At 72.3% G+C, this 14,127-nt stretch carries 14 protein-coding genes and 1 tRNA gene; 5 read left to right on the top strand and 10 right to left on the bottom strand.

From position 1 onward, the window contains the following. Positions 1-38: 38 nt before the first annotated feature. The 3 genes from BEP24_RS01315 to BEP24_RS01305 all read right to left on the bottom strand — a co-directional run bounded on the left by BEP24_RS01315 (position 39) and on the right by BEP24_RS01305 (position 2,343). Entirely contained in the window at positions 39-935 is an 897-nt protein-coding gene (locus BEP24_RS01315; protein WP_065959466.1) for a hypothetical protein, read from the bottom strand. Beyond that, positions 932-1,570, bottom strand: coding sequence for a sigma-70 family RNA polymerase sigma factor (locus BEP24_RS01310; RefSeq protein WP_083229980.1), 639 nt, complete (start codon positions 1,568-1,570; stop codon positions 932-934). Before BEP24_RS01310 ends, BEP24_RS01315 begins: the two co-directional genes overlap by 4 nt. A 245-nt stretch (positions 1,571-1,815) precedes the next feature. Then, positions 1,816-2,343 (bottom strand): hypothetical protein, encoded by a 528-nt coding sequence (locus BEP24_RS01305; RefSeq protein WP_065959464.1) that lies wholly within the window; start codon positions 2,341-2,343, stop codon positions 1,816-1,818. 69 nt (positions 2,344-2,412) lie between these two features. Here BEP24_RS01305 and BEP24_RS01300 point away from each other — a divergent pair, with 69 nt between their 5' ends. After that, the gene (locus tag BEP24_RS01300; protein WP_083229968.1) at positions 2,413-4,209 is read left to right on the top strand and encodes an AMP-binding protein; all 1,797 of its coding nucleotides are present in this window, start codon (positions 2,413-2,415) and stop codon (positions 4,207-4,209) included. Positions 4,210-4,301: 92 nt separating this feature from the next. Here the strand turns inward: BEP24_RS01300 and BEP24_RS17340 are convergent, their stop codons facing one another. The 3 genes from BEP24_RS17340 to BEP24_RS01295 form a co-directional block, all read right to left on the bottom strand. Beyond that, positions 4,302-4,472 (bottom strand): hypothetical protein, encoded by a 171-nt coding sequence (locus BEP24_RS17340; RefSeq protein WP_171898690.1) that lies wholly within the window; start codon positions 4,470-4,472, stop codon positions 4,302-4,304. Beyond that, entirely contained in the window at positions 4,469-4,618 is a 150-nt protein-coding gene (locus BEP24_RS17335) for a hypothetical protein (protein WP_171898689.1), read from the bottom strand. The genes BEP24_RS17340 and BEP24_RS17335 overlap by 4 nt, the downstream gene beginning before the upstream one ends. Before the next feature lie 79 nt (positions 4,619-4,697). After that, a complete protein-coding gene (locus tag BEP24_RS01295) occupies positions 4,698-5,240 on the bottom strand; it encodes a MarR family winged helix-turn-helix transcriptional regulator (protein ID WP_065959462.1) in 543 nt (180 codons plus the stop codon). A 225-nt stretch (positions 5,241-5,465) separates the two neighbouring features. On the opposite strand from BEP24_RS01295, the gene BEP24_RS01290 reads away from it, so the two are divergent. The 3 genes from BEP24_RS01290 to BEP24_RS01280 all read left to right on the top strand — a co-directional run bounded on the left by BEP24_RS01290 (position 5,466) and on the right by BEP24_RS01280 (position 9,107). Next, a complete protein-coding gene (locus BEP24_RS01290; protein WP_065959460.1) occupies positions 5,466-7,055 on the top strand; it encodes a long-chain fatty acid--CoA ligase in 1,590 nt (529 codons plus the stop codon). A 12-nt stretch (positions 7,056-7,067) separates the two neighbouring features. After that, positions 7,068-7,140, top strand: a tRNA-Val gene (locus BEP24_RS01285). A 161-nt stretch (positions 7,141-7,301) separates the two neighbouring features. After that, positions 7,302-9,107: a histidine-type phosphatase gene (locus BEP24_RS01280; RefSeq protein ID WP_083229967.1), complete on the top strand. Its 1,806-nt coding sequence runs from the start codon at positions 7,302-7,304 to the stop codon at positions 9,105-9,107. Positions 9,108-9,263: 156 nt separating this feature from the next. Here the strand turns inward: BEP24_RS01280 and BEP24_RS01275 are convergent, their stop codons facing one another. The 3 genes from BEP24_RS01275 to BEP24_RS01265 all read right to left on the bottom strand — a co-directional run bounded on the left by BEP24_RS01275 (position 9,264) and on the right by BEP24_RS01265 (position 12,067). Next, positions 9,264-9,746 (bottom strand): DUF4265 domain-containing protein, encoded by a 483-nt coding sequence (locus tag BEP24_RS01275; RefSeq protein WP_065959457.1) that lies wholly within the window; start codon positions 9,744-9,746, stop codon positions 9,264-9,266. 105 nt (positions 9,747-9,851) lie between these two features. Further along, positions 9,852-10,745 (bottom strand): NAD-dependent epimerase/dehydratase family protein, encoded by an 894-nt coding sequence (locus BEP24_RS01270; RefSeq protein WP_065959454.1) that lies wholly within the window; start codon positions 10,743-10,745, stop codon positions 9,852-9,854. Between the two features lie 545 nt (positions 10,746-11,290). Beyond that, complete coding sequence (locus BEP24_RS01265) at positions 11,291-12,067, bottom strand: Sua5/YciO/YrdC/YwlC family protein (RefSeq protein WP_065959451.1); 777 nt, start codon at positions 12,065-12,067, stop codon at positions 11,291-11,293. Positions 12,068-12,410: 343 nt separating this feature from the next. Between BEP24_RS01265 and BEP24_RS01260 the strand changes: the two genes are divergently transcribed. Next, positions 12,411-13,076 (top strand): hypothetical protein, encoded by a 666-nt coding sequence (locus tag BEP24_RS01260; RefSeq protein ID WP_065959450.1) that lies wholly within the window; start codon positions 12,411-12,413, stop codon positions 13,074-13,076. Positions 13,077-13,252: 176 nt separating this feature from the next. On the opposite strand, the gene BEP24_RS01255 is transcribed toward BEP24_RS01260, so the two are convergent. After that, on the bottom strand, positions 13,253-13,903 hold the full coding sequence (locus tag BEP24_RS01255) for a biotin transporter BioY (protein WP_065959449.1): 651 nt from the start codon (positions 13,901-13,903) through the stop codon (positions 13,253-13,255). Positions 13,904-14,127 lie beyond the last annotated feature (224 nt).

Below are 14,127 nucleotides of genomic sequence, written 5' to 3'. Positions count from 1 at the left end.
GCCGACCACCGGGGTCGCGCCGCGCTCGGTCCCAGTCGTCAGTCCGCGGAGCGGGGGTCCGTCGACGGGTCGTACCGCTGGTCGCCCCAGGTCCCGTCGTCACCGGGTGGGGCCGGGTGCTCCGACTGCCAGGTGCTGCTCACGTCGTCGAACTCGGACGCGCCGCACCAGTCGCCCGCGGACAGGTCCGAGACGCCGAAGACCACGAACAGCGAGGACTCCGGCACGATGCCGAGGGACTCGCCCCTGGCCGTCATGCACCCCTGGAACCGGTGGAACGCCGCGAGGTACTCGCTCCGGGTGACGACGCCGTCCCGGACCGCCTCCTGCTGCGCGGCGCTGGGTCCGGGCAGCGGCGGAGCCCCGAGCCACCCCGTCGACAGCGTCCAGCGCGCACCGGGCGTGGTGCGGACGACGACGGTGCGCGACGGCAGCGCTCCGACCGCGATCGTGCCCGTCACGGTCCGACCCGGGTCGCACGAGGGCACCGAGGACCCGCCTGCGTCCGATGCCGCGAAGCCGACCCGCGTCGCCCCGGCGTCGGACAGGCAGCGGAGTGACCAGGCGAGCTGCTCAGCGCCGGGCGGTGGTGCACCGACCGAGACCTCGTCGTCCCCCGACCCGAGCACGGCCTCGGGATCCCCGACGATCGGGGTGTACGGCATCGTCGTGCCCTGCACCGCGGCCCGGGCTCCGGCACGGGCGGCCGCGGCGTCGGCGTCAGGCGTCGCGGCGGCGGTGATCGCCCCGCCCACGGTCGCACCGGCGAGCACGCAGAGCAGCGCACCGCCGACGCTCGCGGACCGCCACCGCCGTCGCCGGGCGGTCTGCTCGACGGTCGTGACGAGCAGGGACCGCAGTGCCAGGGTCCGCTCGTCGACGGCGCCTGCCGGAGCGCCGCGGTCGTCGGCTCGGGGCTGGTCGTGGTGGGTCACGGGCGTGCTCCGTTCGGTCGGGTCCGGCGTGCGGGCTGGTGCTGGTGCTCGTGGTGGTGGTCGTGTGGCTCCGCATCCGACGACCGCGCGACCCGTGCCGCCAACCGGGCACGCGCACGGGAGAGTCGGGACTTGACGGTGCCCTGCGGGATCCCGAGCGCCTCGGCGACCTCCCGCTCGGCGTAGCCCTCCAGGACGACGAGGGTCAGGACCTCCTGGTCCCTGGGAGCAAGCGTGCGGAGGGCACGCACGGCCTCCCCGTCGGTCTCGCGGTCGGCGTGGTCCGGCGACGGCTCCGGTGGGGGCAGCCGGTCGAGCGCCGCCCGGTACCGGCGGGTCGCGCGGCCCTGGTTCCGCGCCGTGTTCGTCGCCGTGACGAGCAGCCACGGGAGCACGGACCCGTCGACGAGCCGCACACGGGCCCGGAGCCGCCACGCCTCGAGGAACACGACCGCGACCGCGTCGGCGGCGTCGGCCTCGACGGGCAGCAGTCGCTGCGCGTGCCGCAGCACACGGTGCCGGTGCCGGTCGAACACGCGGCCGAACGCCTCGCCGTCACCACCGAGGGCCCGGCCCCAGTCGACGCGGTCCTCGTCGGTGGTCGTGCCCGGTCTGCCGGGCTGCTCGTTCCCCATGCCCAGGAGTGTCCGCTCGGTGCCGATCGGTTCCACTCCGTCCCGATCCGGTCCCGTCCCGCGTGTCGACCCCACCTGCGGAAGGCTCGCACGACCCGTGCGGCCCCCCGAGGGGCGCGCCGCGCTCGCCGCGGACCGGTCGTGTCGGGGCCCCGAGGAGGCGGGTCGCGCCTCCCGGCCGGTCGCGGACGACCGGACCCGCCGTGTCGGAGCCGAGCCGGGCCTCCAGACCGACGGCTGCGCCGTCAGGACGGGGTGGTGACCCCGCGGCGCAGCACCGCGCGCGCAGCGCGGGCACGGGGGATCACCCAGCAGGCCGACCACACGCCCATGCCGACCCACAGGCCGCTGAGCAGCAGCGTGAGGAGCAGTCCGTGCTGGTCGAGGGCCGACCAGGTCATCGCCGTCCACAGCACGCAGAGGACGATCTTGCTCCAGCCGGCGCCCTCGCGGTCGGCCTGTGCCTGCAGGAGGGGGATCCAGACGTCGGCGGTGACGTCGGGCGGGACCGCTCCGTCGGCGACCCAGCGCTGGGCGCGCACCGACTGCTCGTAGCCACCGCCGGAGCGCCAGCTGCGCAGCTGGGTCCAGACGCCGAGCGCGGCACCGAGCAGTCCGGCCGGGACCCCGACCGCGACCAGGAGACCCGTGGTGGGTTCCGCCCAGGACGAGGCGAGGAGGACGACCAGGACCGCGCCGAAGGCCGCGCCCGCAACCGCGGTACCGAGCAGGCGGAGCCGCCCGGCCTCGTCGAGCACTCCGACACCGTCCACGGGGACGACCGTACCCGGCTCGGCGGGAGGGACGCTGCGCGCACGGCCGGGGTGCGGCATGATCGACCGGTGCCCTCCTCGAACCCGACCACGGCCTACCGCGCGGCGCGCGACGAGCTCCTCGCCGTCCTCGACGAGCACGACGCCGGCCGTGCCGAAGCGGCGCGCCGTGCCTTCCGGTGGCCCGACGTCGGCGAGACGTTCAACTGGGCGACCGACTGGTTCGACGTCGTCGCCCGGGGGAACGACCGCGTCGCTCTCTGGATCGTCGACGGCGAGGGCGGGTCGCGCACGACCTACGCCGAGATGGCCGCACGCTCGGACCGCCTCGCGGTGCACCTCGACCGCCTCGGGGTCCGCAAGGGTGACCACGTGCTCGTCATGCTCGGCAACCAGCTCGAGCTGTGGGAGACGATGCTCGCCGTGATGAAGCTCGGCGCCGTGATCCTGCCGACCTCCACGATGCTCGACACCGCCGACCTGCAGGACCGCATCGACCGCGGTGGCGTCGCACACGTCGTGACGAACCACGGCGAGACCCCGAAGTTCGACGGTGTCACGGGAGCGCCGTCGCGCATCGTGATCGGCGGCGCGGCCGACGGCTGGACGACCTACCCCGACGACCTCGGCACCCCGACCGACACCGCCGCGCGCCCCGTCGTCACGACCCTGACGACCGACCCCTGCCTGGTGTACTTCACCTCGGGCACGACGTCGAAGCCGAAGATGGTCGTGCACACCCAGGCCTCGTACCCGATCGGCCACCTCAGCACGATGCACTGGCTCGGCATCCGGCCCGGCGACGTGCACCTGGCGATCAGCTCGCCCGGCTGGGGCAAGCACGCCTGGAGCTGCTTCTTCGCGCCGTGGATCGCCGAGGCGACCGTGTTCGTGTACGACACCCCGCGGTTCGACCCGGCCGGGCTCCTCGCCCAGTTGGACCAGGCCGGCGTCGACACCTTCTGCGCGCCGCCGACCGCGTGGCGCATGCTGCTGCAGGCCGACCTCGGACCGAAGCCGCGCGCGCTCCGCGAGGTCGTCTCGGCCGGCGAACCGCTCAACCCGGAGGTCATCGCCCGCGTGCAGGACGCCTGGGGCCTGACCATCCGCGACGGCTACGGCCAGACCGAGACGACCGCGATCATCGCGAACGCCCCCGGCGCACCGGTCACACCCGGTGCGATGGGCCGACCGCTGCCCGGCGTCACCGTCACCCTGCTCGACCCGCTGACCGGTGCGCCCGTCGACGAGGGCGAGGTCTGCCTCGACCTGACCGAGCGGCCGACCAACCTGATGGCCGGGTACCTCGGCGACCCCGAGCGCACCGCGGACGCGATGCGCGACGGGTTCTTCCACACCGGCGACGTCGCCTCGCGGGACGCCGACGGCCAGCTGACGTTCATCGGCCGGACCGACGACGTGTTCAAGTCGTCCGACTACAAGGTGTCGCCCTTCGAGGTCGAGAGCGCCCTGCTCCAGCACGCAGCCGTGGCCGAGAGCGCGGTCGTGCCCGCGCCCGACGCGGCACGCCTCAACGTGGTGAAGGCCTACGTGACGCTCGCCGCCGGGTGGGAACCCTCCGACGAGACCGCCCGCCGTGTGCTCGAGCACGCCCGGACCGCGCTGCCCGCCTACGCACGGGTGCGTCGGGTGGAGTTCGGCGAGCTGCCGAAGACCATCTCGGGCAAGATCCGTCGCGTCGAGCTGCGGGAGCGCGAGGAGCGTGCCGCGGCGTCGGGGACGGCGGTGACGGGGGAGTGGCGCGACGACCAGTTCCCCGAGCTGCGTGCGGTGGGGCGGCGCGCGGACGACCGGCACGGCGCTGCTGGGGCGGACGGGTCCGGGGTCGACGGATCCTCGTCCTGAGCTCGGACCGACCTGGCGTTCGCCCGGGGCGTCGGCAGCCGTGTCGGGCTGATCGCGCTGGTCCGATCAGCCGGCCCGCACGGACGGGTCGGTCAGGCGACCCGGAAGAAGTCGCCGTAGGACGGGTCGCGCGGCACGTCGCCGAGCGTGCGGTGGTGCACGAGCGCCTCGATCTCGTCGGGGTGCCGCATGCCGCGGCGGTGCCACTCGTGCGGGTCGCGCTGCAGGGCGCCGAGGTCGCTGGTGTGGACCACGCGGCTCACGCTCCCAGGGTGACGATGCTGACGGCGGCGGCGGTGACCGTCACGGCCACGATGCCGACGGAGGTCGCGACCGCGGCGAGCAGGCGCCCGTGTGCCGCTTCCCGGACCTCGGAGAACTGCGAGTGTGTCGCGTCGATGGTGCTCATGGCCGGGCCCTCCCTGTGTCGTCGCACCCGCTGCTGCGGTGCTGGGACCAGACTGCGCCTGTTTCCCTAGTTTGTCTAACTACCGACTTGGATGCGTACGCATATGGGACATCGGGTCGCCCACCTCCGACCCGTCGGCGTCCATCGCATCGATCACGTCCGCGAAGAACGCGCGCATCTCGTCGATCGTCTGCGGGGACAGCCGCTCCGCCGCGGCGATCATCCGGGCGTGCACGTCGGTCAGTTCGGTCCGCACCTCGTCGTCGGTGTGGCCGGTCGCGACCAGGAGCACCCCGCGGCCGTCGTTCGGGTCGGCGCGCCGCTCGACGTGCCCCGAGGCGACGAGTCGCTTGAGCACCGCGGTGGTCGACGCCGAGGTGATCCCGAGGTGTGCCGTCAGGTCACCCGGGCGCACCTGCTGGCCGCGTTCGCCGGCGCGGAGCAGGAACCGCACGGCCTCCATGTCGGTGGCGTTCATGCCCATCGACCGGCGCGTGCGTTCCCGCATCGCGACCTCCGAGGCGCGGTAGCGCCGCATCATCGTCAGCAGCTCGACACCGCTCCGACCGGGACGGCCCGGGTACCAGTACCCCGTCGCGCCGTACGTGTCGTCCTCGCTCACCCCGCACCACCTCCCGCAGTGGCCCAGACGGTACCGGGGTCCGCTCGCAGGTCGGGGTACAGATCCACGGTCGTCCCACCGTCGGGACACCCCCGACCCGTCGGCGCGGTACGCCTGACCCGTCGCCGAGGCGCGCCCCACCCGTCGGCGGGGCACCCGTCCGCCGGAGCGGCACGGACCGTATGCTCCGGGGTGAGCACTCGTCACACGAGACGGAAGGTCGGCATGACCAGCACCGCACCCACCCCCGACACCACGGCGACCCCCGTCCGCCGTACCCAGGCGACCGCGTCGGTCGCCGCGATCCTCGCGGAGTCCGCCGCCCGGTTGCCCGACGACGTCGCCGTCGTCGTGGGGGACGAGCGCACGACCTATTCGGAGCTGTGGGCGCAGACGCTCGCGTACGCCGGTGCGCTCCGTGCGCGCGGCATCGGCGAGGGCGACCGGGTCGCCATGCTCGTCCCGAACGTCGCGGACTTCGCCCGCGTCTACTACGCGACCCTCGCGCTCGGCGCGGTCGTCGTGCCCGTGCACGCACTCCTCAAGCGCCGCGAGATCGAGTACGTCCTGCAGGACAGCGGCGCAGCCGTCCTCGTCTGCGCGGCGCCGCTGCTCGCCGAGGGGGCCGCGGGTGCGGCCCTCGCCGGTGTCGACGTGGTCACCGTGCTCGCGCCGGCCGACGCCGACACGGGGCACGACGGCCTGGAGGCGCTGGCCGCCGCCGCCACGCCCCTCACCACGTACACGCCCCGCGATCCCTTCGACACCGCGACGATCCTGTACACGAGCGGCACGACGGGGCGGCCCAAGGGTGCCGAGGGGTCGCACTTCGCGCTCCTCGCCCAGGTCGACACGAACCTGATGAGCACGTTCGACATGCGCCGCGGTGACGTCCTGCTCGGCGCGCTCCCGCTCTTCCACACGTTCGGGCAGACCTGCACGATGAACACCGGCTTCCGCGCCGGCGCCACCATCGTCATGCTGCCGAGGTTCGACGGCGACGCGGCCCTCGCGGCGATGGTCGAGCACGAGTGCGTGATCTTCATGGGGGTGCCGACGATGTACATGGCGCTCCTCGACGCCGCGAGCCGGAGCGACGCGCGCCCGGCCCTGCGCTACGCCATCTCCGGGGGAGCCTCCCTGCCGCTCGCCGTGCTCGAGCGCTTCCAGCAGGTGTACGACGCTCCGATCCACGAGGGCTACGGCCTGACCGAGACCTCGCCCGTCGCGTCGTTCAACCACGTCGGCACCGCACCGCGGCCCGGGACCATCGGCACGCCCGTCTGGGGCGTCGACATCGAGATCGCCGACCCCGAGGTCCAGGACGCCGTGCACTTCCTGCCCCGTGGCGAGATCGGCGAGCTCGTCATCCGCGGGCACAACCTCATGAACGGGTACCTGAACCGCCCGGAGGACACCGCCGCGGTCATGGTAGAGGGGTGGTTCCGCACCGGCGACCTCGGGACGAAGAGCGAGGACGGGTACCTCACCATCGTCGACCGGACGAAGGACATGATCATCCGCAACGGCTACAACGTGTACCCGCGGCAGGTCGAGGAGGTCCTCGCGACCCACCCCGACGTGACCATGGCCGCGGTGTTCGGCGTGCCGCACGAGGTGCACGGCCAGGAGGTCGCCGCCGCCGTCGTCCTGCGCGGTGGAGCGACCGTCACCCCGGAGGAGCTCGTCCGGTTCGTCGCCGACGAGATCGCCGCGTACAAGTACCCGCGCACGGTCCACGTCGTCGACGCGCTCCCGCTCGGCCCGAGCGGCAAGGTGCTCAAGCGCGAGTTGGTCGAGCGCTTCGGCCGGTAGGATCGGCCGGGAGGGCCTTTAGCTCAGCTGGTAGAGCGCCACGTTTACACCGTGGATGTCGTCGGTTCGATCCCGGCAGGGCCCACTGGAGAAACCCCCGAGCAGGAGCCGGACGGCGCCGCGCACGGACGCCGCGGGCCGTGCCGGGAGCACCGACCGGCCACCTCCGGGTCAAGCGCTGTTCACCGGCTGCCACTACCTCTGCTCGTCGGAACCTCGTCCGAGGCTCCCGACATCGGAGAACCCATGAACGCGCGCACCGCACTGTCCTGCATCGCCGTCACCGCCCTCGCGTCGCTGGCGCTCGCGGTACCGGCACACGCCGACGACACCCCCTCCCTCAGCAGCAAGCAGCCCTACGTCGCCCCCAGCCCGTCGGACATCGGTGCCTACTCGCCCGCTCCGGACGGCTACGCACCCGTCGCCACGGAGTCGGTCGCCCGACACGGCTCCCGGGGGCTCTCCTCCTACAAGTACGACGCGCTCCTGCACCGTGTCGCCGCGACGGCGCAGGCCGAGAACGGGTTCCTGACGCCGGAGATCGGGAGGGAGTTCTCCGCGAACCTGGACGCCATCACGGCGGCGAACGTCGAGAACGGCTACGGCATGCTCACCGGTCAGGGCGCCGCCCAGCACCGTGGCATCGGCGCGCGGGCCGCACAGCGCAACGCGCAGCTGTTCGCGGACGCGGCGAAGACGGGTGGGCGTGTCGTCGCCGAGACCTCGGGTGAGCCACGCGCCACCGAGTCGGGCGAGAACTTCCTGGCGGGCTTCGGGATGCCGGGTGTCGCGCTCGAGCCGCGTCCGGATCTGCTCTACTTCCACGAGGTCCAGAACCCGGACGGCACCGACAAGGCCGTGGGCTCGCCCGAGCGTGCGCGTGCCCAGGCGTACGAGGACTACATCGCCCGACAGACCGGTGCCGGCGGCACGATCGCGGCGGCGCTGCAGTACATCGAGAGCCGGCCGCGTTCGGTCACGGCGGCCGACGACCTGCTCTCCGGCATCTTCACGCCCCGGTTCATCGCTGCGATCGGCACGGACGCGGCGCACGTCTGGTACGACACCGCCGACGGCACCAAGGGCGGCGGGGTGACGTGCGCGCCCGGCGCCGACAGGACGGCGGACCCCGACGCCTGCGGCGATCCGAAGAAGTCGATCAAGACCCCGGTCGATGCGGCGATGGCGTTGTACAACCTGGACATCATCGCGGCGGACATGCACGACGAGGACGTCGCTCCGCACGAGTTCGACTTCACCCAGTACTTCGCAGGCCGATCGGCGGATGCCGAGTGGTTCGCGTACCTGCTCGACGCCGAGGACTTCTACGAGAAGGGCCCGAGCCTCGCCGGGCACGACGAGACGTACTCGATCGCCGAGCCCCTGCTCGACGACTTCTTCGCGACCATCGACGACCGCGTCGCCGGCGGCGACGTGGTCGCGACCTTCCGCTTCGCGCACGCCGAGACGATCATCCCGTTCGCTGCGCTGCTGCGTCTTCCGGGATCCACGGTCGCCGCACCCGACGATCCTGCTCCGGCGTCGGATGCCGACGTCTACGACTCCGCCACCAACCCGTGGCGAGGGTCCCAGGTGACACCGATGGCCGCGAACGTGCAGTGGGACGTCGTGGCGCGAACGGGCATCGACCCCGCCACCGGCGCGGCCTACACGCCGCTGGTGCGCATGCTCTACAACGAGCGTGAGATCGCGTTCGCCGCCGGGTGCCGTGCGGTCGCCGCCGGGTCGAACTGGGTCAAGGAAACCGAGCTCAAGCGCTGCCTCACCGGCGCGGCGGCGTCCGAGAGCCCGCTGATCGCTGCTGCCACGCCGGGACCGGCGGGGACGCCCGCCTCGTCGCCCTCCCCGATGCCGGCCGTGACCACGACATCAGCGGCTCAGGGCGCCGGCACGCCGGTGGTCCCGGCGACGGGCACGCTGGCCGCGACCGGAGCACCGTCGCCCCTCGGGCCGGCGTCGCTCGCAACGCTGCTCCTCCTCGCCGGTACCGCAACGCTGGTGCTGCGTCGCCGGCGTCGGCGCATCGAGTGACACCGGTGTAGAGCGTCGGCATCCCCGGGGTCGCCGCTCCGTCGTCCCGCAGCCGGCGTCCTCCGCGCGTGGCGCTACGGGCAGGATGAGCCCACCACTCTCGGCTGGTCACATCGCGACCCGAGCGGCCACCGGGACCCGATGGTGCTGGCTCCGTCAGATCCAAGCGGTCTCGTACGAGAGGTGCTCGCCGCGCTCCAGTTCGTCGAGGCCCCGACGGAGGGACTCCAGCCGTCCACGACCGACGACGGAGCAAGCCACGAGGCGCCCGCGCGTCTCGACCGCTGCGCAGTGGGTCGTGAGCAGGTCCCGCAACGCGGCGACGTCTCCGTCGGGTGCGAGGAGGACGCGAAGCGACCAGTGATCGCTCCGCTCCAGGACGTCCCCAGGGGTCAGGCCGATCTCGGCGTCGTCCGCGAGCGCGACGACATCACCGAGGCAGAAGCCGTAGGTGAAGAACGGGATGCAGCACAGCCGGTGGCGCTGGTCACGGAGCTTCTCGAAGAGCAACTGTTCGAACCGGAGCGACCCTGGGCCGCTGTCATCGAACGTCGTGTTCGCAACGAAGTCGACCTTGTCGCCCCACGCCGGAGCGGGGTGGAGGACCCACTCGTCCGGATTCGACGGCAGCGGCAACATGATTCCCTTCCACACTGACCGACAGCCGACGGCCGGCGCCCGCGAGCAAGCGTACTGAGCGTCGAGCGCGGGAGCGGCTCAGGAGAGAGCGGCCCTCCGAACGGGTCAGGGACGTCCCGGCAGTCGGAGGTCTCGACACGTGAAGCCGCCTCGGGGTGGGAGTGCGGCCAGGATGTGATCACTGTCGAAGCGGGCCTTCGGTGCCAGGTCGTCGGGCAGTTCCCCGGCGGGCTGTGTCGCCTCCGTGACACCCTCGGCGAGCATCCGCACCTGCGCCTTGGCGACGAGTGGCACCCGCATCGTCCACTCGGTGACCTGCGCGAGCACCCGGTGCGCCCAGACCGGTGCCGGGAACACCCACACCGGCCGACCGACCACGCCGGCGACACGGCGGACGGCCTCGCTGAGCAGCAGCGCCTCGCCGCCGCGGACCGCGACGGTCCTGCGTGACAGTCGTCCCTCCAGTGCGCCGACCAGCACGTCCACGAGTTCAGCGACCGGGATCGGGCTGATCGTCTTCTCGCGCAGACCGACGGAAGCGAACAGCGGCACGGTCTGCACGGTGTGGCTGAGATGGTCGACGAGGCGGTCACCGTGGCCGTAGATCATGCCGGCCTTGAGCACGGTGTAGTCGAGCCCAGAGGCGCGGACCATCTCCTCCGCTGCCCACTTCGTCTCGTGGTACGGAGACCCCGTGCCCGGTCGCGCCCGCAGGAAGCTCAGGAGGACGACTCGCTGCACCCCTGCCCGGTGCGCTGCTTCGAGCACGGCGGCCGTCCCGCGGATGTGCACCCGCTCGAACGACTGGTCACCGATCTCGCGGTTGATGCCCGCGCAGTGCGCCACGGTGTCGACGCCCGCGAACGCCTCGGTGAGCGCGTCGACGTCGTCGATCTCGATCCCGGTCCGACGGGAGACGATCACCACGTCCTCGGGGTCGTACCGCTCCGCGAGGTGCCGTCCGACGAAGCCGGTCCCGCCCGTGATCGCAACCCGCATGCGTCTCTCTTCCGTCAGGGACGCCGCGCGTCCTCGATTCGAACTCTAGGGCGTTCGGGACCGTTCGACGGCGCTCCACATCGGGCGGCGCGCTCGACTCCACGTGCACGGTCGAGGACCGAGCCGTCCCGTGCCAGCCCGAGCTCCCCGCCGACTCGTGGGCCCGATCCGGTGTCCGGTGCCGATCGACTACCGAGCGCCAGTGGTGTCGCCTGGTCCGGAGCGGTGGTCGTGCCCCACGGGGCAGTCGCACCAGACGAGGATCTGCTCACCGGTCGCGATGCCGGTGAACGTCTCGACGTGGCGGGATGGGGACGGTGTGTTCGTCATGGTGACTCCTGATCCGACGGGTGGCTGGGTGGTCGCGGGTGATCCCGCGCTGCGGAACCCGTCCCGCGACTCGTGCTCGTGCTCGTGCTCGTGAGGACAGTCGGTGCACCCGCTCCTGCGGGCGGTCGCGATCGGGGACTTCGGACGGACGCGTCCCGACGCGATCGACGAGTTCGGACGGCGTGCTCCCGGTCCTCACTCGGTCGGACGCCTGCCTAGTGGTACTGCCCGTGGCGGTGGTCCCAGCTCGGGAACTGGTCGGACAGGAACCGCATGATGCGGTCGAGGTCGAGTCCCTTCCGGATGAGCGTCGGAACCGGAGCGACCGAGCGGGCTCCGTGTTGCTCGGGCACGAGGTGCCCGTCCTGGTCGACCATCGACACCATGACGCCCTGTTCCCAGCGGGTGTCAGCGTCGCGGTCGGGCTGGACGGAGGCGACGTAGTCGTCGGCCTCGACGAGGAGGTCCGCTGCGCCAGCGATCCGATCGCCGATCCCGGCGAGGACACCGCGGTTCCCCTGCCCGGACGGGTTCGCCGAACTCGCGAACGAGAGCAGTTCGTGCTGCTCCCAGAGGTCTCGCGCGATCGATTCGGCCGGCACTCCGAAGCGGATGACGAAGCACGACGTCGCCCGGCTGTCCATCACGAGTTCGCGGGAGCCGTCGTCGGGGATGTGTCGCAGTCCGTCCGGGCGCCAGGGGAGGATGCAGCCGAGCAGGACGTCCTCGTTCCAGCAGCGTTCGTAGAGTGCGTCGATCTCCGGCGTCGTCTCGGCCAGTCGATGCACCATCTCGAGCGAGCTGACGAGGACCACCCCGGGCTTCGACAGGGGCCGCTGCTTGGCGTCGAACTTCCGCTCCAGGCCACGTCGATCGGTCGTCATCACGATGTAGCCGACCTTGGTGGGGGCGACGATCATGCCACCCGGGGCCACGAGGCGCTGCGCTGCCGCTGCCTGCACGTCGTCACTCCATCGCACTGCTGTGGTCATCGGCCCGGCCTCGTCCCTGACAGATCATCGGTCTTCGTCAGACGATCGTATGGCGAAGGATGGGGCCACCGCTGCTGATTCCCAGCGTGCACGCGGGCTGTCGGCGCAGACGGAGAGGTCGTTCAGCGAGCCGGCGGCGGCCGTGCCATCGGGCGGTGCGGCCTGCTGACCTGCACGACCAGGATCGCGTCGGGTCGCGCCGCTGAACGCGCACTCACCAGACGTTCGTCTGACCGTCACCCCGAGTTGGTCGGCGGAGGGGTCGTCCTTCGGCCGTACGTCGGTTCCGGCACCGACGATCCCGACGGGTGATGGTCACCCCTCGTCAGCAAGGAGAACAGTCATGGGAACCCTCGTTCCGACTCGTGCCACCGAGCGCCGGCGCACCACGCTCCTCGCGCTCACCGTGTCGACCCTGGCGGTCCTACTCGCGGTGCTCGTCGCGCCCGGGCCGGCGTCCGCGTCGACGACCACTCCGTCGGATGCACGAGCGGCAGTGGTCCGCTCGATCGAGCGCGGCACCGTCCTGGTGGACATCCGGTCCGGGGCGCTCTCGTCGACGATGCTCGACCAGGTCGCGACGACTGGCTTCAGCATCGGTGGACAGACGATGCGCCACTGGACCGACCTGACCACGCAGGAGGACGCGGAGGCGCGTGCGACGGCATCGCGGATGACGCCGCAGCAGCTGCTCGGCACCTCCGGTGACGGTGGTGCCGTCGCCGCGCCGCGCACCGCGGCCGGGGACCCGGCCGCCGAGATCGGGGAGAGCAAGCACTGGTGGAGCAACCACGAGTACTTCCTCTCCGGCCAGGTGGTCCGCACGATCGTCACCGTCGGTGCGGGCGTCTACCTCGCCGCCGTCTGCATCAGCCTCGACCTGTCGAAGACCTCGTGCACCGCCCTCGGGGTCCTCGTCGCCGGTGCGGCGGAGTTCATCAAGAGCGGTGGATGCGGTCGCGGGTACTGGTTCGACTTCCCGCAGGTCTGGAAGTCGCACTGCGGCTGAGGTGCGACACGCGCGTGGGCGGCGTGCTCCGGCGCGCCGCCCACCGGCGCTCCGGAGGGACGATCGTCGCCGGTCGCCGGTCGCCGGTCGCCGGTCGCCGGTCGCCGGTCGCGGTGAGCGGAGGGAGCGGACGCCCCGGACAGGATCCGGACGGGACGCGTGCGCCGCGGAAGGACTCAGGCGGAAGGTCCGCTGGTCCGTCGACCCTGGTGTGCCCGGCGCGGACGGCGGGGGACGAGTCGCCAGGTCAGTCGCCAGGTCAGCGGGAGGAGTCCGGCGGCGAGCAGGGCCTTGAGCGCGTCACCGACGAGGAACGGCACGAGTCCTGCGCCGAGGACGGCTGCGGGGGAGTGCGGAGCGCCGAGGTGCGTGAGGCTGATCGCGAGCCAGGGCAGCGCGACGGCGTACATCGCGGCGGAACCGAGCCCGAACGCGGCGAGGGAGCGCAGCGGTGTGCGGTCCCAGCCTCGCTCGGCGAGGAAGCCGACGAGGGCGGCGGCGACGACGAAACCGACGAGGTAGCCGCCGGAGGGCATCGCGAACGGGTTGCCGGAGGCGCCGCCGGTGAAGACCGGCAGACCGACGGTGCCGGCGACGAGGTAGAGGCTGGTGGCGGCGGCTGCCCGGCGGGTGCCGAGCGCGGCGCCGAGGACGAGGACCGCGAACGTCTGACCGGTGATCGGTACGGGCCACAGCGGGACGGTCAGCTGCGCTGCCGCTGCGAAGAGACCGGTCCCGGCGACGACGGTGGCGACGTTCGCAGTGGTTCCGCGGGCGACGAGATCGCCGAGGACGTGCGGCGTGGTGGTGGTGCTGGTCGTGGTCACGGTAGGCCTCCGGGTCTGTTCCTGGACGGGTGAGGTGCACCGAGCGTCGCACGACCGGGCCCGCGAAGTTGTGTACAACAGTGTGTCCAGCGCTGTCGACACAGGAAAGTTCGTTCCGGGGAACATGCCGGAAACATCCCGTCGCCAGGCTCGTTGCCACGCCCCCGGTCGTGTCCCGGTGGCGTCGCCCGGTCCACTCCGATGACGTGGTGTGTGTCGTTCCG

It is taken from the genome of Curtobacterium sp. UCD-KPL2560, assembly GCF_001705035.1.
Classification (GTDB): Bacteria; Actinomycetota; Actinomycetes; order Actinomycetales; family Microbacteriaceae; genus Curtobacterium.
Note: the sequence above shows the minus strand (reverse complement) of the source record. Positions and strands in the feature narration are given on the sequence as shown.